The following is a 19,785-nucleotide window of genomic DNA, read 5'->3' as shown; positions in this document are numbered from 1 at the left end:
TTTTCATGAACGCAATTTTGGAAACCGAACGCATTCTGTTGCGGGAATTCCTTCCGGAAGATGCGCCATTCCTATATGAATTAAATGCCGATCCCGAAGTGCTTAAATACACCGGTGATGTTCGCTTCGAAAACCCGGAGGCCGCTGCTCATTTTATTTCAAACTATAACGATTACGCGTTACATGGAATGGGACGATGGGCCTGTATCCAAAAAAGTTCTTCAGCCTTCCTGGGATGGTGTGGTTTAAAACGCCATGTGAAAAGCAATGAAGTGGATGTTGGCTTTCGCCTGCTGAAAAAGCAATGGGGGAGAGGCTTTGCAACGGAAGCAGCCCAATCCTGTTTACATTACGGCTTTGGGTACCTGCAAGTGGAAGAAATAATTGGGCGGGCGCAAAAAGATAATGTGGCTTCTATTCGCGTATTGGAAAAATTGGGAATGAAGTTCAACGGTAATTTTGAATTCGATTTGCATCCCGGAGTAAAGTATAAACTTGGCAAAATTGAATTTTTTCAACAGCAAAAAATAAGAAGGGAATAAAGTTATTTGAGCCTGATTTAACAACATAAAAACCAATAAGAGAGAGTAAAAACATTAAATGCAACTATGTGCTTTCGCCTACCTATGTGCCTATGTGTTAAAAAAACAGCTCATTATTAAATCGAATTAAAAAATGATTACAAGCACTTTAATAGAATCCTATTTTCCAAACCTAACCGAACTGCAAAAACAGCAATTTGCGCAACTTCAGGGTTTGTATGAAGAGTGGAATGCCCAAATAAATGTTGTATCCCGCAAGGATATTGATTTGCTGCACGAACGGCATGTGCTTCATTCTTTAGGTATTGCCAAAGTAATTCAATTTAAACCCCAAACAAAAATTCTGGATGTAGGCACGGGAGGCGGTTTCCCCGGAATTCCACTCGCTATTCTATTTCCGGATTGCAGCTTTCACCTCATTGATTCAATTGGTAAAAAAATAAAGGTGGTAAAGGCAGTTGCTGAAGCACTTCAGTTAAAAAATGTATATGCCGAACAAATACGAGCGGAAGAGGTAAAAGATAAATTCGATTTTGTTGTAAGTCGAGCTGTTACCGCTTTTCCGGAGTTTTATTTTTGGGTAAAAAATAAGATAAAAATTACCGGACAAAATTCACTTCCCAATGGAATTTTGTATTTAAAAGGAGGAGATTTAAGCGAAGAGTTAAAAGACTTCAACTCAAAAATTAAAGAATTCCCGCTATCCGATTATTTAGAAGGCGAATTTTTTGAAACAAAAAAGGTAATTTATTTCAAGGCGAACTAAGTTTTAAAACTTAGCATTGGTGCGTTTGTGGTAATCCGCAATGCGGTAATTCAGTGTAACAAACATAAACATGTAGGTATCCTTGTAATTGGGATGCCCTCTGTCTTCACCTGCAGTTGTAGCGTTAGGATCTAATCCGGATGAGGGGTCTGAAAAATAAGCAGCTGCATCCCCACTGTTTGCTCGAATAGTTTCCTTATCATAATACACACCACTCACATCATCAATATAATCGGTAAACGTTTTGCGAATTCCGTATTCTATACCAATATTAATATTTTTTGAAATACCATATCTAAAACCTGCTCCAATTGGCATACAAAATGAAAAGCGTTTGTATTTATCAGGTTCTCCCGGTAAACCTTGACCTTCAGTTCCCATATCACGTAAATTGTACCAACGGCCGCGGTAATAACCCTTAGGATTAAAATGAAAAACGCCAACACCAAAAAATCCATAGGCTTGGAATAATATGTTTTTATAACCATGCGCTCGTTTAATATCGTAACGATGCCCTTCTCGGTAAACGGTTAATCCCGAAACCTCAGCTTGAGCGGATAATTCCCAAATATTTGATTTAAAACTTAAGTTGCGGTAATTGCGTTGTGGTTGTCCGGTTAAATTATCACTTCCGCTAACCAATCCGTAATATATACCGGCTTTAGCGGAAATACTTTGAGTGAAAAAATACCTGAACCCGGCAGAAATATCCGGCCTTGTGGTTGAAAATTCGATGTCTCTAAAAACGTGTGTACCAATTTGATTGGCACCTCCCAAGTCACCCAAAAAATTTGTAGCACCAATTCCAACAGAAATTTCTTTACGGTAGCGTTTCCAAGTCTGTGCTTGTGCCATCGACGAAATAAGTAATAGAAGGAGTAAAATTCGTTTCAACTTGCTTTGATTTTAGGTTATTCGGATGCTAAAATAGAAAAATCTTTTCAATCTATTCCATTACTCTGCCAAGCCTCAACTAATATTCGATAAAATGCAAAAAATAAGGGGCGGTTTTTATACCAATTCTAATAAATCAATCCCGCGCATCCAGTCGATGATTGATTACTACTTTTTGCATAATAGTTTGTTGTGTTACATGGTGCGTGATGATTACAAAATAAATCCCATTTGGCCAATCTGCCGTGCTAACCGTTAATTGCTTTTGGTCTTTATCTACATGGTAACTTTCATACAGTTTTAAACTGCTGTCGTTAATATCAATATCCGAATTGTTATTGCTGTTTTGAAGCAATTCTATATTCAATTTATCCCCGGCAGGGTTAGGATAAATGCGGTAGTCGGAATTTTGATACTTTGTTTGCGCTACCACTTTTAAAGGGCCGTTCTTGAGTGCCAATGCATACTCACCAAATTTTAAAGAATCGAGCGTTATACTTCCGGCTTTATCGTTCACATTGCCCATTAATTTGGTGAAATAGGGGTATTCTAACCAATCGGCTCCGGAATTTATTCGATACACCAATATCAAACTGTCTTCTTTACCGGTAATTAATAAATTGTCGAGATAATTATTTCCTGTAAAGGCGGAGCTCCGCCCATCGTAATTAATTTTGGCCGAAGCCACAAATCCGGGCTTAACAATACCATCCACCTTCCAATAGCGATTGGGCGAAAGTTTATAATGTTTATTAGCATCTTTCAACGAATCCGGAGCCACCCAATTGTGTTCAATTCTTAAGAATGCCGAATCTACAATGTTTTGCACGGTAATACTCATAAAGGCATTGCTAAAATTATTCAGGCCATTTACCTTTAACACCTTGCTCTCACTGCTAATGGCATCCGAAAGTTTTTGGTTAAAATTTACCGCAGTAAAAATAGGATTAAATGGAAGTGTATCCTGATAAGTAGAATCTTTGTCGTTTAGCAGTACAATACCCGAATGCTTGTTCCAAGCCGAATCCAAAAAGGTGATTTGAAGTGGAACATTGCTGTAGTAAGCAGGTGCGCCACAAAGCTTTTGTTTTACCGAAATACCTACCGCATAACTTAAAGCCGTTTTAGAAACTACCACCGAATCAATAGAAAAATGAGGAAACCCGGGAGCAAACACCCAATTGTCAAAAAAAGCATGAAGGTTTAATCCGGTTGCTAACTCCAACTCATCGCGCATGTCATAGCTCGTAACAGCTGTAAATTTTCGATTTGCCAGAAATGCTTTTAAGCCCACAAAAAACAATGAATCGCCCATGTATCCGCGCAACGCGTGAGCTACTGCTTTTCCTTTTAGATACACATGATCACCATAGGTAAATTCATGTGGAACTCCTGAAATGGCTCGATAGCCGCCTTCTTTTAAATGCGCAAAATGTAAAATCTCGGTTAGGTTATTCTTTACATAACTTATGTATTGCTGCTTTCCATATAAATTCTCCACAAATAAATCTTCCGAATAAGAAGCCATGCCCTCGTTAATCCACATGTCTTCGGCAGTTTTGCAGGTCACTAAATCGCCCCACCAATGATGCGAAAATTCATGCGCCATAATGTCCTCATAGGTAAGCGAGCCATTGGCAAAGGAACGGGGATAAGTTATGTTTGTGGCATGCTCCATGGCACCACTGTTAAACGGCACAAAGCTATATCCTACCTTGTTCCACTGATAAGGGCCAAAACGCTGCTCGTAAGTATCAAAAGCACTTTCAAGATTTACAAAAGATGCTTTAATGTTATTCGTATCAGTAGCTACTCCCTCGAGCTCAACCGGTACCGGCCCATTTATACCGCTAAACGTTTGATGTACTGTTTTGTAGGCCGAAATTGCCACACAAGCCAAATAGGTAGGAATGGTTTCACTTAAACGCCAGCTCCAAGTTTCAGTAGTATTTGAATTAAGGGTATGGTTTAGTAATTGACCATTACAAGCAGCTTTTTTTCCGGAAGCTGTAGTGATGTTGAAATCATAAGTACTCCGTTCCACAAAATTATCAAAACAAGGAAACCAAACGCGCCCATAATTGTGAGGATTAGCATCAAAACCAACACCCAAATTATAGGCATAAGTAGGTGTAAAATAAAAACCACCCCAAGCACTGGCATCAATTTGTGGTATGCCATGATAATATACCGTTACCGAATCCACATCATTTGCAGCTAATGGTCCTATCAAATTAATTTTTAATAAAGTGTCGTTATAGCTTATGTTTTGCTGCTGCTGATGTTGCACAACCGAATCTACAGTTAGTTTAAGCAAATCTAAATTCAGTTCAGATACGCCATTAAGTTTGGATTGAAATTTAACTAAACAATTTCCACTAATAATTCGAGTGGTAAAATTGGTGATGGAGAGATTAATTTGGTAATTCAAAATATCAATAGTATCACTACGGCTATTATTTGCACTTTGTTTGGCGGCAGAATATTGGTTGCTAAAAGGCAATGCACTAGTGTTTTTGGGCTGAGCAAGGCTATTAAAGGAAAGCGCAAGTAGGAAATAGAAAAATAAAAAATGGCGGTAGAACCTTAATTGCATGATGTTTTTTGTGCTAAACTATATTAATATTCTATTCCTGAAAAGTGATGAGTATAAATGAATTGAATTTGAGCGTCTTATAAACTAGCGACTCAAGTAAATGGTTTGCATTACCGTTTGGTGGGTGCTATATTGACTCAACACAATGGTGTAAGCTCCATTTTTCCAGCTACTTGTATTGAGGCTTATTTTAGTAAGATTTCCTTCTAAGTTCACTTGTTTTATTAGTTTTCCCTTTATATCACTTACTTTAATATCCCCATCTTTAAAATCGGCACTGGCATACTCCACAATTAGCAATTCATTTGCTTGATTGGTGTAAATTTTAAAGGGCTGCTTAGGAATAGAAGTACCTCTAATCATAGTCCCGGCCGAATTTCTAACTACTGCATCGCCAACTGTTGTGATGCTAGAGGTGCCTGTTTTTTTGGGAGCTGCACTTCCGTTGGATGCAGTCTCTTTTTGCTGTGCCGCTGCAGTGCAAAAAATTATTAAAACCAGTATGTGGGTATAAAATATTCTCCTCATTTTTAAAAGCTTATGGCAAATATAAGCCATAATGGAGGAATAATTTCGACCCCTTTTTTGAGTTATTAAAAAATTATTAACGATTCAGCACAATCTTTTGCATAATAGTTTGCTGGGTGGTATGTTGGGTAAGTACAATAACATAAATGCCATTTTCCCAACGTTGCGTGTTGACATTAATTTTGGTTTGATTTCCTTCCAATTGTACTTGTTTAATCGGTTTTCCATCATTATCACTAATGGCTATATCGGAATTTTTAAAAGCAGGATCGGTAAATTCTATCGTGAGTAATTCCTTGTCGGGATTGGTGTAAAACTTAAAAGGTTCCTTATTGGCTAAGGGTACCACGCTTCCTTTGGCGTCTTTACTTACGGCTGCTCCCACAATATCCACCTTAGATTGAGCTTTTGGGGTGGATGCTGGTTTAGGTTTAGCAGTGGTGTTGGTTTTGGGTTTGGCCGATGGAGTTGTTTTTTGTTGCGCTTGAACCGGCATATAGGCCAGAGAAATAATGCTTAAGGAACTAATGATTTTTTTCATGCAAATTGTGGTTTAATAAAATTCATATTCAGTAAACGTACTCGATTGCTTTAGTTCCAGCCCTGGACTTGGTTCCTCGTAATGAACTTCCTCCGTAACTAAATTAAAAGTGTTGTGCTTATACACGATTTTTGAAATAAGGTTTTCATTTTTATCAACAAGTCGGGTTTCAAGCAAATTGTCCTGATCGTCATAACTAAAAGTACTTGTAAATTTCTTTACGCCGGCATTCACCGTTTCCGTAATTTCCGTGATTAATCGTTTCTTTTCATCGAAGGTATGTCGGCTGCGTTGAACAATGTTTCCGGCTTTATTATATACAGTAGTATCCGGGGTTTTTCCGTCAAAATGATGGTCGTACAAAATTTTCAATTCCTGCTCCGTTTCTGAAGTATAGCGCAATTCTTCTTTCACATCGCCCTGCGCATCATAGCTAAACCGACAGCGTTCAATAATTTTTCCATCGTAATCAGTCACTACATTTTCAATTAGTTTATCACCTTCATACATCCAAACTTCTTTGTGCTCTACTTCGCCTTCGTTGCTTTCGGTGCGTTTTTCAATAAGTTTTCCGCTTGTATTATAGAGATAATAGGTACAATCTTCATCGCCTTCCTCTCCATAACTTTTATGGGTTTTTGTAATGCGTCCATTTACATCGTACTCAAAACGCAGTACTTCGGTTACTTCATCCTCGGCATAATGGCTTTTTTCTTGAAGCAGTTTGCCGGTTTCATTGTAAGTAAATTCTTTTTCCTCCACCGGTTCCCCATCTAAGGAAAAAGTAATTTCTTTAACGCGATTCCCTCGTTCATTTAATTCCCGATGCAAAATCAAATCTTTCTCGGTTTCATCGCGCTCGCTTTTATAAACTTTAAGTGATTTTATTTTGGGTTTTTCCATACAGTTAAATTAATTGGACATGTTATTCTTTGCAAACAGCTAAAAGGAATAAAAGCCCTAAATCTTTCAAAACTAATTTTTTAAATTAATACATAAAACAAACCTAATCTTTTTTAGGAAATATTTTAATAGTGCAGCAACGCCAAAACAAATCCATATCCCTCTCTGGAGAGGGCCAGGGAGAGGTAAACCGAAAATTGTAAATCGGAAAAGAAAACCATATCCCTGTCTGGAGAGGGTCGGGGAGAGGTTAACCGAATATTTATATCATTAACACAATTAATTTCCAAAAACTCTTAGTCAATTCAATCAACTCACAAGCCGGTTTGAATTGCTTCAAAACCGGCTTGTTTTTAGTCGTTTTTTTATTTACTCACCTTATTATTCATGCATTTCTTCCAGCATCAGCGCCTTAATATTTTTAACTGGTGCACTTCCATAACTCAAGAATTTTTCGTGGAAATTTTTTAAATTAAATTTATCACCTTGTTTAGCTTTAAGCTCTTCACGAAAATCAAAAATTTCGGAATAGCCTGTAAAATAGCAACACAGCTGAACTTGTGTTACCGAAACTCTTCTCCATTTATTCTCCGCTTCTGCTTGTTGTTGAAAAGCTTCGTTTACTAAAAATTGAATAGCATCTTCCTTTTTCATTTCCTTAGTGTGCACACTAATATCTAAAATAGTATTGCACACACTGCGCAAATGCCATTTGTAGTACATTAACCAAAACTCAGGAGTTCCACCACCATATCCATTTTCGAGCATCATACGCTCAGTGTATACCGCCCATCCTTCAATCATAGCATTGTTTCCGAATAAGGATTTAATTAAACTGGGCGATTGATTGCTGTATACCAATTGCGTATAATGTCCGGGAATAGCTTCATGTATGTTTAGGATTTGAAGTATGTAATAATTGTATTCGCGTAAATAACTTTCGGCCGCTTCTTTGGTATAATTAGCAAGTGTTCCAACATTGTAATAGGTATTTCCATTTTTATCGTAAGGCCCGGGGGCAGAGATAGAAGCACCTGCTACTCCTTGCATATAAGCAGGTTCTTTGCGCACCACCAAAGGTTTAGAGGGGTCAATGTAAATTAAATCTTTTTGCTTGATAAATTCCACCAAAGTGGGAATCTGTTCATCAATAGCAACTTGGAAAGAATCGCGCGAAACATGTTTTTCAGAAAGCTTGTCAATCATCATTTTCACCGTTTCTAAATCGCTTGATGGCATGGGTTTTTTATCCATGTATTTGGGCCATAATTCTTTACTGATTTTCAGCATTTCGGCCTGCACTTCTAATTTTCGTTTGCTTGCTTTATCAAACATTTGCTCATACGAATTGCTGGCTTGCATATCGTATTCAAATTTCTTTTTATACAAATCAGCACCTAAGCGGAAAGAGCGAGGAGTATCATTTTTTAAAGCCTTCAACCAGCTCACATAATCTTTCATGGCTGCAGCTGCTTCCTTCGCACGTGCAATCATTTCGGCTTTTTCAGTTTCGGAGAAGGAGGTCTTTTTCACCGAATCAATATAATCTGTTTCAAAAGTAGAAGTGGCTCCTTCATTTTGCTGTATAGCAAGTAAAGTGTGCTCTACCGTTGGATTTTTATATTTTGTTTTGCAGCTTCATAATACGCTTTAGCATTGCGCAACTTTAGAAATATGTTTTTTACGCGATTATCCAACTTGTCATAATTCCCTGCCAATATCTCTGCACTCGAACCGCTAATGTTATAAATACTTGGATTCCATTGATCGGCATGTAACTCCTCATTGTTAAATACACCTGATTTTAATTGATTCAACATCAATTCATAATCGGTTTTATTGTTGGATGAAAGTTGTTCAACTGAATAACCTTTTAAAGAATCGAGTTGTGCGTTTAAAAATTCCATTTCTGTTTTGCGACGGGCATCATCGTTCACCGTCATCACACTGTCGTAGTTATGGTAACCCACACCGCTTGCCCATTCGGGATAAGTTTTCCAAAGCTGTTCAACAAAATAATTTTTGTAATTGTCAAAAGCTTTGTCTTGTGAAGTTGTTGATGTAGTTTCTTTTTTATCGCCCGAATTACAAGCAAATAATAAAAGTGCACTGGCAGCAAAAAATAGTTTTTTCATTGGGGTTTAGTATTGGTTTTTAAAATGGAGGACTAATTTACACTTTTGTTGTTCTCGGCAAAAAAAGAGAACTTTGAAAAAATTAGTGAAACAGTTAAGTGAAAACAAGAGATTTTTCATCCGAATATAAGATTAAAGCTACCCGCAGCAGCGGTAAAGGGGGACAGAATGTAAATAAAGTTTCTACCAAAATTGAACTCAACTTTAATTTAGAAGACTCCGAATTGTTAAGTGACAAGGAAAAGGAATTGTTGCGTGAAAAGTGGAAGAATCGCATAGCACAGGATGGTTTTATTCGCATTGTTTGTCAGGAAGATCGCTCTCAACTAAAGAATAAAGAAAAGGCAATAAAGAAGTTTTATGATTTACTAGCCCGATCGTTGCAAAAACAAAAGAAGCGAATTGCTGTTGAACCCAGCAAAGCGATGGTGGAAGAAAGATTACAAGAGAAAAAGTTACTTTCGCAAAAGAAATCAAACCGAAAAAAAATCAGCGACCTGAATTAAGATTTTATGGAAAATATAGATTACGACATTATTATAGTAGGAGGAGGAATTGTTGGATTGGCTGCAGCGTATAAAATTAATACCCGTTATCCGTCCAAAAGGATTTTAGTTTTAGAAAAGGAAAAGGAAGTTGCTGCGCATCAAACCGGCCATAATTCAGGCGTAATTCACTCCGGTATTTATTATAAACCGGGTTCTTACAAAGCAAAAAATTGTGTGGACGGAAGACGTGAATTAGTTGCCTTTGCAAAGGAACATAAAATTGCACACGACATTTGCGGAAAGGTGATTGTGGCAACCGATCAAAGTGAATTGGCCCACATGAACAAAGTGTTCAATAATGGCAAAGCCAATGATGTAGAAGGAATTGAACTCATAGACAGCAAACGCATAAAAGAAATTGAACCCTATTGTGAAGGGATTTCAGGGATTTGGGTGCCGTGTACCGGAATTATTGATTATGCAGAGGTTTCACGAAAATATACGGAACTCATCCGATCAAAATTTGCAGGAAGTAAAGTGCTTACCGAGCATGAAGTTACTGCATTTGAAAAGCATGCAGAAAGTACCACAGTAGTTACTCCCAAAGGAAAATTTATCGGAAAATACATCATTACCTGTGCAGGTTTGCAAAGCGATCGCATAGCTAAAAAGGAAGGTACTGCTTCCGCTGCAGCAATAGTAGGCTTTCGCGGCGATTATTATGATTTATCGGAAAAGGGAATGAAAAAAGTTAAGAACCTGATTTATCCTGTTCCTAATCCACAATTTCCATTCTTAGGCGTACATTTTACCCGCATGATTCATGGCGGAACGGAATGCGGACCCAATGCAGTTTTTGTGTTTAAGCGCGAAGGCTATGGGAAGACCGATTTTTCATTAAAGGATACGGTGGATGCATTTACTTTTGGCGGCACTTGGAAATTTTTCCGCAAGCATTGGCGCTTTGGATTAGATGAATACAAGGGAGCTTTTTCTAAAAAATTATTTTTAAACCGCTTACATAAATTAATTCCAAGTCTCGAAATGGATGACTTAGTTCCGGGTCGCGCAGGAGTACGGGCCATGGCACTAGCGCCCGAAGGAGAAATGATTGATGATTTTAAAATCGAAAAAAACGGAAATGCCATTCATGTGCTCAATGCTCCCTCTCCGGCAGCTACTGCTTCTTTGGCAATTGGTTCGGCTATTGAGCAAATGGCAAGTGAGTATTTTCATTTAAACTAAATTAGATTTCAATTGCGAATTATGTAGTATAGATAGTTCAACTGCGACTTTTGAATTGTATAGCTTATTAAACCACAAAGCCCACCAAGAAAAACACAAAAGGCACTAGAACTTTGTAATGAATAAAAATTCCTTGTGAACTTCGTGAAACCTTAGTCTACTTCGTGGTTAAATTTCAAGAGCAACTTAATACTTGATTTGTAAATTTTATTTAAAAATGAAATATGATTAATCTACTTTGTTCACCCAATTGGAAATGAAGCTACTTTCATACAAGCACCTTACCGTTTCGTTTTTGTTTTTACTATTGATGCAGTCTACAATTGCTGAAAATACTGTTGCTGAATCTTTTTTGGCAACAGGTATTGGTCATTTCGAAAAGGGCAATTACGATTCTGCTAAAATAAATTTCAATTCTGCGGTGCAAGAAGCAAAAAAGGAAAGTGACAGCAAGTTACTAAGCAATGCCTACAATAATTTAGGAAACTGCTACGCCAATACCGGTAATGCTCCTGAAGCATTAAAAAATTATCAGCTGGCTGTGAGCATTGCCGAAAAAATTGGCGATAATGCCCGCATTGCTAAAACACTCAAGAATATTGGTACGGTGTATTCCGAGCAAAAGGATTTTAAAATGGCCAATCAGTTTTATGATCGTTCTTTAGCAATTGCTCAAAAAATACAGGATTCAAGCATCATAGCCGATATTTACAACAATCAAGGAGTTATTTTTGAGCAACAAAATAATTATGCAAGGGCTGCTGATGTTTACACAAAAGCACTTGCCATTTATCGCTCTGAGCACAACGACGACCGTATATCGATGGGCTTAAATAATTTGGGAATCGTATATAAATATTTGGGCAACTATCCTCAATCGCTTGCCAATTATGATGAAGCATTAGCACTCTCTAAAAAGTTGGGCGACCGATTTATGATCGCAGCTACTATAAATAACATGGGCAGTGTGTATGCACTTAAAGGTGAATATGCGCGCGCCTTAATTTTGTATATGGAGGCGCTCGACACAGCCAAAAAAATCAAAGCAACTGAAATCATTATCGAAAATTACGACGGTATTGCCTATTGTTATGAAATGCTTCAGCGCTATCCGGAAGCGTTAAAATACCGAAAATTATATGAGCAAGAGCGCAATGAATTTATAAACACACAACGCAGTGGCCAGCTAGCCGATATGCAAACCAAATACGAAACGGAGAAAAAGGAAAATGAAATTCAATTATTAAAGCAAAAGGAACGCATCAGTGCGCTAGAAATAGCAGAGCAAAAATTACAAATTCAAAAGCGAAATTATTTATTGTATGGCGGTTTGCTTTTATTAATAGGGCTTTCGAGCGGTCTCTATTTTTGGTATGGAAATCAAAAACTCAAAAATAAATTAGAGCAAGAACGCGCCATCAAACAAACGGAAGAGAATGAGCGCATGCGTATTGCAAAAGATATTCACGATGACTTAGGTTCGGGTTTGTCAAAAATTAATTTCTTAAGTGAAGTCATCACTCAAAAAGCCACACAATTTCCGGAGATAAAAAGCGGTAGTGAGGCAGTTTCTGAAACAGCAAGGAAAATGGTGGAAAACATGCGTGATTTAATTTGGGCGCTAAATCCTGAGAATACTACCCTTGCCAATTTGATTGCACGTATCCGCGAATACTCTTCTGAATACCTCGAAGATTTCCCTATCGAATTAAGAGCTTCCTATCCTGAACAAATAGCGCAAATGCCTATCAGTAAAGAAAGTCACAGAGGGGTTTTTATGGTGGTGAAAGAAAGTTTGAATAATATTGTGAAGCATGCTTACGCAGCAGAAATAAAAATTGTAGCTAAAATCACACCCGATAATTTTTCGATTAGCATTGAAGATAATGGTGTAGGCTTTGATACCACCTATTATGCAGCCGGAAATGGCTTACGTAACATGAAAAATCGGATTCAAGCAGCCGGTGGAAATATGAATATACAAAGCGAAATAAAAAGAGGAACACGCATCAGCATTACTGTTCCATTAGCAGCTGCATAGTTTTGCAATTACTACTTTAATGTTAGGAAATCAATCGTATTCGAAATTAATTTTGCCACATGATTAAAGTTGGAATCGTTGAAGACGAAAAACAAATCCGCGAAAGCTTAGCTACACTAATTAATGGGAGCGAAGGTTTTAGTTGCCTGGATACTTTTGAAACAGCTGAATTGGCTATCGAAAAAATTCCATTTATGAATTTGGATGTGGTACTCATGGACATTCACTTACCCGAAAAAACAGGCATCGAATGCATTGCCGCCATTAAGCCGAAGTGCCCGGGCACACAGTTTTTAATGTGTACTTCATTGGAAGATACCGAAACGGTTTTTAAAGCACTGAAAGTAGGTGCAACCGGCTACCTCACCAAAACAACCCAACCTGCCAAAATATTAGATGCTATTGCAGAAGTATTTAATGGCGGTTCACCCATGAGCAGCAGTATAGCACGAAAAGTGGTTGCCTCCTTTCAACCTGCCCAAAACAATGTCGAACTTCAAAAACTATCGACCCGCGAAAAGGAAATTCTGGATTTATTGGCTCAAGGCTTGCGCTATAAAGAAATTGCCGACAAATTATTTTTAAGCACCGAAACTGTTCGCACCCACATACGAAACATTTATGAAAAGCTGCAAGTAAATTCCCGCACCGATGCTTTAAATAAAATTTTCCCAAAATAGGTCTGCCTTTGCTTTAATTAATAGGCTATCTTTTTTTACAGGAAACCTATGTCCCTATGATTCTATGTGTTTCAAAAAAAAAAGAATTAAAACACATAGGCACATAAGTAACATAGATTTCACTTTTTTGTAGAATGATTTAAACACATTATTCTTTTACTATTTGAAACCTATGTCCCTATGATTCTATGTGTTTCAAAAAAAAAGAATTAAAACACATAGGCACATAAGTAACATAGATTTCACTTTTTTGAAGAATGATTTAAACACATTATTCTTTTACTATTTGAAACCTATGTCCCTATGATTCTATGTGTTTAAAAAAAAAGAATTAAAACACATAGGCACATAAGTAACATAGATTTCACTTTTTTGAAGAATGATTTAAACACATTATTCTTTTACTATTTGAAACCTATGTCCCTATGATTCTATGTGTTTCAAAAAAAAAGGAATTAAAACACATAGGCACATAAGTAACATAGATTTCACTGGGTTTTTTCAATCCACCAATCAATAATTCCACTAATCAGCTAATCGGCTAATTGGCTAATCGGCTAATCAGCACCGCAGCAAATCAACTAAAATTACTTTACTACTTTTTGGGGATTGCAGTGCTAATCAATCCTGCGCAGTTTTGTTGCCATCAAATTAACAGCAAAACCAAACAAATGAAAACAACTAAACGAATTACACTTTGCTTGGCAGCGAGTATAATTACAAGCGCTAGCATTGCACAGAACCTAACCGAAAAAATTCAAGCCCTTAGTAAAAATGCATCCAAAGGATATTTTTACGATGCCACACAAGATGCCGAAACCGGTAATATTGATGTTGTGTACAAATTCAAAGGCAAAAAGAAGGACGATAAGGCCTCTTACGAAACGTATTCTTTCGACAAGAATATAAATTTTCTTAAACAAGAAGAAACGCAAGTTTTAAAAAAGGACATTGCTGATAAGCCTGATTATACCAGCACCTTTGTGTATGCATACGTAGGCGGTAATAATTTTATGATTAACAGTACTAAGTTGCATCTAAGTAAACAAAGCTATAATTACACTTGGAACAAAGACAAAAAGGGCTACATCAGCAAACGCACCGAAGACATCGAAATTAAACCGCAGAATGAAGAGAAACGCACCTATAGCGGATATGCAAGTTATACCAATTCCGAAAATGGCGACCTTATGGTGCTCGCTACTTCGGTTACCAAAGGAGATGACGAATCGGCAACGAAAAACTTTGTGGTATTACATGTAAAAATAGACTTGAGCATTACTGAGATTCCACTAAAATTTGCAAGCCCTCAACAACTTGTTTATACTTGTCTAAAGGGCTCGGATGCTGCTAGCATTGATGCAGAGGATGAATCTGCCTTTGAAGGAGATATCAAATCGGCAGACATGGTTTACATTTTTGCGCCCACCTTCAATAAAAAAAATCCGGTGGATTATAAAAAGTATACCTATCTGCGAATGGACAAAACAGGTGCGATTAAGGAGCAGTTTACATTTGATGCACCTTCCCCAAATTTTATAATCACAGGAACTGGCGAAACAGCAGATGGTGCCTTGTATTTCTGTGGAAGTTATATGGATGATGACAAAACCTTTGATCAATTGTACAAGGAATATTCACCACTCGAAAATCCCTATTACCTCGAAGGCGCTAACTCACGCATGACGGTGTATGAAGCCAAAACTGAAAAAGTGAAAATGGATTTTTTCTCCGTGATGAAAGTGAGCAGTGGAAAAGTGGATTGGATAACCAATAATTCCATCAAAGAAATGGAAAAATTAATTCAAACTCCGCCAAAACAAAAGAAAGCACCCGCATACACCGGAAATCGTTTTAAAGTTCAAAATTTTGTGACTACGCCTAATGGAGATATTCTCATCTCCGGTCAATTATTGGGTCGCGTTAAAATCAGTTCATATAACAATTGGACAAACTCGGTAACTACTTATTCAGTAAAGGCATATAAAGATGTAGTGTGTTTGCAGCTTGGCGCAGATGGAAAAGTAAAGGCGCAATTTGGTGTGCATCCGGCTTCAGTGAGCGATAAAATGAATACCACCTTTCCAATCTTAGAAAATTTTTATGTGGGTAAAGATGGTCAAAGCATTTATTGGAACCTGCTCGAAACAAAGGTGGTAAAAGGTTATGCTAGCTTTTGGGATGCCTATGGTGGAAGTCCAAAATTGTATCCAAATTATTATCCTTCGATGCTAAAAATGAATTTAAGCAACAGCACTATCACTGAATACAATGTGTTTGGAAGTCGTAAATTTTTGCTCAACAAAAGTACTCCCTACATTTATAATGAAGCCGATAAATCAATAGTATATATCGGCAGCGACAAAAAAAATAAATTGTGGTTGGTGAAGTATGTAATGAATTAGTAAATACCACCCTGAATGAAAACAGCCTCTGTAATGGAGGCTGTTTTTTTTAAGATATTTAAACTTTTATTGTGTTTCAAAATCACTTCGTCCAATTATCAACTGTCAAACCTTTAATTCGCTTGAAATGCTTAGTGTTATTGGTCACAAGTTGCAAGCCACTCGATACAGCAGTTCCAGCAATTAAAGTGTCTGTGTGTCCTATTTCGGTGCCTTTTTTGCGAAGTTCTGCCTGAATTGCCGCTGCTGATTTTGCCATTCTTTGACTCAATGGAAGTAATTTGTTTAACACTACAAATTCTTCAAATTTTGTCAGTTGTTTTTTAGCGTCTTTATATAGAAGACCATTAAGAATTTCATAATAAGTAATTACACTTAAACTTATGTATCCAAATTTTTTCAAGTGTTCATCAACTTTTGCAATAACTTTCGGATTCCCTCTTAAAAATTCTGAAAGTACATCGGTGTCGAGCATTGAAGGTTTCATAACTCAATTTTTCGATCAAAAAGTTTTGATCTGGTTTTTTTAGTTTGACTAACAAAATCTTTGTAATCCTTATTGCTCATGTCATTGAATACTCCACCATAAGAAAGGATTTTCTTTCGTAAAGTTTCAGTCTGCTTCGCTAAGGGCGTAAGAGAATGAACAAACTGATAAAGATCTTCCAGTCTATTAGCAGGAACTTCTTTCATTTCTTTCAAAATTGCATTTAGTGTCATTGTCTTCCAATTATTTTACTCAAAGATATTTAAAAAAAGGATGTAGACTGTTTGCAGTATAACGATGATGGAATTGTAAAACTCCAATCTGGTGTGCCTCCTACTTTGGTTATAGAAAAAAATATATCCGAATTATTATTCTTCGATACGAAAAATGAATTTGAGCAACAGCAGCATTACCGAATACAATGTATTTGGAAGCCGCAAATTTTTACTCAACAAAAGCACACCCTACATTTATAATGAAGCCGATAAATCAATTGTATATATCGGCAGCGACAAAAAAAATAAATTGTGGTTGGTGAAATATGTAATGAATTAGTTTAAACCACCCTGAATGAAAACAGCCTCTGTAGCGGAGGCTGTTTTTTTTTACTAAAGTTTTCCCTTCAAATATTTTCCGGTATAAGAAGCTTTACACTTTACCAAATCTTCAGGAATACCTTCAAATACAAGTGTTCCGCCATCTTCGCCACCTTCGGGTCCTAAGTCAATTATCCAATCGGCACATTTAATTATTTCGGCATTGTGCTCGATTACTATTAGTGAATGTCCGTGTTTTACTAATTCATTAAAAGCAAACAATAATTTTTGGATGTCGTGAAAATGCAAGCCGGTAGTGGGTTCATCAAAAATAAATAAAATATTTTCATCGCTTGTTCCCTTGGTTAAAAACGAAGCAAGTTTTATACGTTGCGCTTCTCCGCCACTTAATGTATTGCTCGACTGCCCCAACTGTACATATCCAAGACCCACATCTGCCAAGGGTTGCATGCGGCTCACAATTTTTTTCTCCGTATTGCTCGGACGGGTTTCACTGTCAAAAAAAGCAATGGCATCATCCACAGTCATTTCTAAAATATCGGCAATGGATTTTTCTTTGAACAAAATTTCCAAGGTTTCTTGTTTGAAACGCTTACCGTTACAGCTCTCACATTGCAAGTGAATGTCGGCCATAAATTGCATTTCAATTTTTACTTCACCTTCGCCTTCACACACTTCGCAGCGCCCACCATCTACATTAAAAGAAAACTGTGAAGGTTTGTAACCACGCGCTTTTGCTAAAGCTTGTTCAGCAAATAATGCGCGAATTTCGTCGTAGGCTTTTACATAGGTTACCGGATTAGAGCGCGATGATTTCCCAATTGGATTTTGGTCAATCATTTCCACTGCGGTAATCTTGTTGTAACTGCCTTCAATTCGGTCGAGTAAACCGGTTTGTTCACCATAACCACCAAACATTTTTTTGAGTGACGGATACAAAACACGCTTCACCAAGGATGTTTTTCCACTGCCGCTTACACCGGTTACAACGGTCATGGTGTGTAATGGAAATTTTACATCAATATTTTTTAAATTGTTTTCGCGAGCACCTTTTACCAAAATATAATCATTCCATTTCCTACGATGTTCCGGCAATTCAATTTTTGTGGTGCCATTTAAATACTGGGCGGTTAAACTTGTTTTTTCTTTTTCAATTTGTTTCCAATCGCCTTGAAAAACCAAATGACCACCATGTGATCCGGCCAATGGACCAATGTCAATTAATTGGTCGGCAGCTTTCATTATTTCTTCGTCATGCTCCACAACTATTAAAGTATTGCCGAGATTGCGAAGTGAGTTCAATACTTTTATCAACTGCTGCGTATCGCGCGGATGCAGGCCTATGCTGGGTTCGTCTAATACATACATGCTTCCCACCAAACTGCTTCCTAATGAAGTAGCCAAGTTTATACGTTGCGATTCACCACCCGATAAACTATTGGATAAACGGTTTAGTGTAAGATAGCCCAAACCTACATCCACTAAAAATTGCAATCGATTTGCAATTTCAGTCAACAAGCGTTTACCCACTTCAGTATCGTATTTATCCAGTTTTAACTGTTGAAAATATACGACCGATTGTTTTACAGGCATAAGCACAATTTCGCTGATGGATTTTCCATTCACCTTCACATAAGAAGCATCTTTGCGCAAGCGTGTTCCATTACATTCCGGACAAGTAGTTTTTCCGCGGTAACGCGAGAGCATCACGCGATATTGTATTTTGTAAATTTGTTGTTCGAGGTATTTAAAGAAGTCGTTTAATCCTTGAAAATATTTATTCCCTGTCCACAAAACCTTCTTTTCTTTGGCGTTTAAATCGTAAAATGGACGGTGAATCGGAAAATCAAATTTATCGGCATTCATCACCAATTGCTCTTTCCATTCTTTCATGGTTTCGCCTTTCCAGCATGCTACAGCACCTTCGTAAATTGAAAGACTTTTGTCCGGAATAACCAAATCTTCATCAATACCAATAACACTTCCAAAACCCTCACAATTTTTGCAAGCACCCAATGGGTTATTAAAACTAAAAAAATGCGAGGAAGGCTCCGAGAAAGTAATGCCATCCATTTCAAACTTATTGGAGAACGAAAAAGTCTCCATCTTTTTTTTAGTGTTTTCATAAATCACATCAATCAAACACTCGCCATCTCCTTCAAAAAATGCTGTTTGCACACTGTCGGCAATGCGACTCATATTATCTTCATCGGCAGCATTGGCTACAAAACGATCAATGAAAATAAAAATATCGGAAGCTTTTAGTTTGTTGTCTTTCTCTTTTAACTTTAATAAACAATCTTCAATTTTAAGCACTTCCTCCTTAGCCTTTACACGTGTAAAACCCTGTTGCATCAGCAGCTGCAATTGTCGCTCGAGGCTATAATTTTGCTTGGGCAGAAGCGGAGAAACCAATATAATTTTAGTGCCATCGGGGAACGAACAAATCTTTTTCACCACATCGGCAACCGAATGTTTTTTTACTTCATCGCCCGAAATGGGGGAGTAGGTTTTACCAATTCGTGCATACAATAACTTTAGGTAATCGTATATCTCAGTTGTGGTACCAACTGTAGACCTTGGATTGCGGGAATTTACTTTTTGTTCGATGGCAATCGCCGGTGAAATTCCTTTTATATAATCTACTTCCGGTTTATTTATACGACCAAGGAATTGGCGGGCATAAGAGGATAAACTTTCAACATAGCGCCTTTGGCCTTCGGCATACAAAGTATCAAATGCCAAGGATGATTTTCCGGAACCGGAAAGTCCTGTTATGACAACAAATTTATTTCGTGGAATGGCAACATCAATATTCTTAAGATTGTGAATTCGTGCACCTTTTATAAGTATATGTTCTTTGGGCGATAGTTTTTCGAATGGGTCAACTGACATGGTAAAAAATTAGGGGGGTGAATTTACGCTTTTATTGGCTTGCTTGTATGTGCGCCCCTATTCATTTATGGAAAGTGTTTCG

Annotated in this window: 16 protein-coding genes and 1 pseudogene; 8 read left to right on the top strand and 9 right to left on the bottom strand. The window is 37.4% G+C overall.

The genetic code is table 11. The annotated features are described in order from the left end of the window. Nucleotides 1-5 precede the first annotated feature (5 nt). Together IPP32_12065 and rsmG are read left to right on the top strand one after the other, a co-directional pair. Nucleotides 6-542: a GNAT family N-acetyltransferase gene (locus IPP32_12065; GenBank protein MBL0048818.1), complete on the top strand. Its 537-nt coding sequence runs from the start codon at nt 6-8 to the stop codon at nt 540-542. A gap of 133 nt (nt 543-675) precedes the next feature. Next, the gene (rsmG, locus tag IPP32_12060) at nt 676-1,308 is read left to right on the top strand and encodes a 16S rRNA (guanine(527)-N(7))-methyltransferase RsmG (GenBank protein ID MBL0048817.1); all 633 of its coding nucleotides are present in this window, start codon (nt 676-678) and stop codon (nt 1,306-1,308) included. 3 nt (nt 1,309-1,311) lie between these two features. On the opposite strand, the gene IPP32_12055 is transcribed toward rsmG, so the two are convergent. The 6 genes and pseudogenes from IPP32_12055 to IPP32_12030 all read right to left on the bottom strand — a co-directional run bounded on the left by IPP32_12055 (nt 1,312) and on the right by IPP32_12030 (nt 8,905). After that, on the bottom strand, nt 1,312-2,202 hold the full coding sequence (locus IPP32_12055) for an outer membrane beta-barrel protein (protein MBL0048816.1): 891 nt from the start codon (nt 2,200-2,202) through the stop codon (nt 1,312-1,314). A gap of 136 nt (nt 2,203-2,338) precedes the next feature. Next, nucleotides 2,339-4,798 (bottom strand): T9SS type A sorting domain-containing protein, encoded by a 2,460-nt coding sequence (locus tag IPP32_12050; GenBank protein ID MBL0048815.1) that lies wholly within the window; start codon nt 4,796-4,798, stop codon nt 2,339-2,341. Between the two features lie 84 nt (nt 4,799-4,882). Then, nucleotides 4,883-5,326: a hypothetical protein gene (locus tag IPP32_12045; GenBank protein MBL0048814.1), complete on the bottom strand. Its 444-nt coding sequence runs from the start codon at nt 5,324-5,326 to the stop codon at nt 4,883-4,885. A 76-nt stretch (nt 5,327-5,402) separates the two neighbouring features. Then, nucleotides 5,403-5,867 carry a T9SS type A sorting domain-containing protein gene (locus IPP32_12040; protein ID MBL0048813.1) on the bottom strand — a complete coding sequence of 155 codons (465 nt, stop codon included), beginning with the start codon at nt 5,865-5,867 and terminating at the stop codon, nt 5,403-5,405. 12 nt (nt 5,868-5,879) lie between these two features. After that, complete coding sequence (locus IPP32_12035) at nt 5,880-6,770, bottom strand: hypothetical protein (GenBank protein MBL0048812.1); 891 nt, start codon at nt 6,768-6,770, stop codon at nt 5,880-5,882. 381 nt (nt 6,771-7,151) lie between these two features. Beyond that, nucleotides 7,152-8,905: pseudogene (locus IPP32_12030) on the bottom strand (DUF885 domain-containing protein). Between the two features lie 98 nt (nt 8,906-9,003). On the opposite strand from IPP32_12030, the gene arfB reads away from it, so the two are divergent. From arfB to IPP32_12005, 5 genes are all read left to right on the top strand, one after another. Further along, nucleotides 9,004-9,411 (top strand): aminoacyl-tRNA hydrolase, encoded by a 408-nt coding sequence (arfB, locus tag IPP32_12025; GenBank protein MBL0048811.1) that lies wholly within the window; start codon nt 9,004-9,006, stop codon nt 9,409-9,411. Between the two features lie 6 nt (nt 9,412-9,417). Further along, a complete protein-coding gene (gene lhgO / locus IPP32_12020) occupies nt 9,418-10,638 on the top strand; it encodes an L-2-hydroxyglutarate oxidase (protein MBL0048810.1) in 1,221 nt (406 codons plus the stop codon). Between the two features lie 256 nt (nt 10,639-10,894). Beyond that, nucleotides 10,895-12,679, top strand: coding sequence for a tetratricopeptide repeat protein (locus IPP32_12015; GenBank protein ID MBL0048809.1), 1,785 nt, complete (start codon nt 10,895-10,897; stop codon nt 12,677-12,679). 59 nt (nt 12,680-12,738) lie between these two features. Then, on the top strand, nt 12,739-13,359 hold the full coding sequence (locus IPP32_12010; protein MBL0048808.1) for a response regulator transcription factor: 621 nt from the start codon (nt 12,739-12,741) through the stop codon (nt 13,357-13,359). A gap of 671 nt (nt 13,360-14,030) precedes the next feature. Then, nucleotides 14,031-15,764 (top strand): hypothetical protein, encoded by a 1,734-nt coding sequence (locus tag IPP32_12005; protein MBL0048807.1) that lies wholly within the window; start codon nt 14,031-14,033, stop codon nt 15,762-15,764. 82 nt (nt 15,765-15,846) lie between these two features. On the opposite strand, the gene IPP32_12000 is transcribed toward IPP32_12005, so the two are convergent. Then, a complete protein-coding gene (locus IPP32_12000) occupies nt 15,847-16,251 on the bottom strand; it encodes a type II toxin-antitoxin system VapC family toxin (GenBank protein ID MBL0048806.1) in 405 nt (134 codons plus the stop codon). After that, a complete protein-coding gene (locus IPP32_11995) occupies nt 16,248-16,484 on the bottom strand; it encodes a hypothetical protein (protein ID MBL0048805.1) in 237 nt (78 codons plus the stop codon). The genes IPP32_12000 and IPP32_11995 overlap by 4 nt, the downstream gene beginning before the upstream one ends. Nucleotides 16,485-16,638: 154 nt before the next feature. Here IPP32_11995 and IPP32_11990 point away from each other — a divergent pair, with 154 nt between their 5' ends. After that, complete coding sequence (locus IPP32_11990) at nt 16,639-16,806, top strand: hypothetical protein (GenBank protein ID MBL0048804.1); 168 nt, start codon at nt 16,639-16,641, stop codon at nt 16,804-16,806. Between the two features lie 53 nt (nt 16,807-16,859). Here IPP32_11990 and uvrA read toward each other — a convergent pair whose 3' ends face one another. After that, nucleotides 16,860-19,703, bottom strand: coding sequence for an excinuclease ABC subunit UvrA (gene uvrA, locus IPP32_11985; GenBank protein MBL0048803.1), 2,844 nt, complete (start codon nt 19,701-19,703; stop codon nt 16,860-16,862). Nucleotides 19,704-19,785 lie beyond the last annotated feature (82 nt).

The sequence above is a fragment of the Bacteroidota bacterium genome (assembly GCA_016721765.1).
Classification (GTDB): Bacteria; Bacteroidota; Bacteroidia; order UBA4408; family UBA4408; genus UBA4408.
Note: the sequence above shows the minus strand (reverse complement) of the source record. Positions and strands in the feature narration are given on the sequence as shown.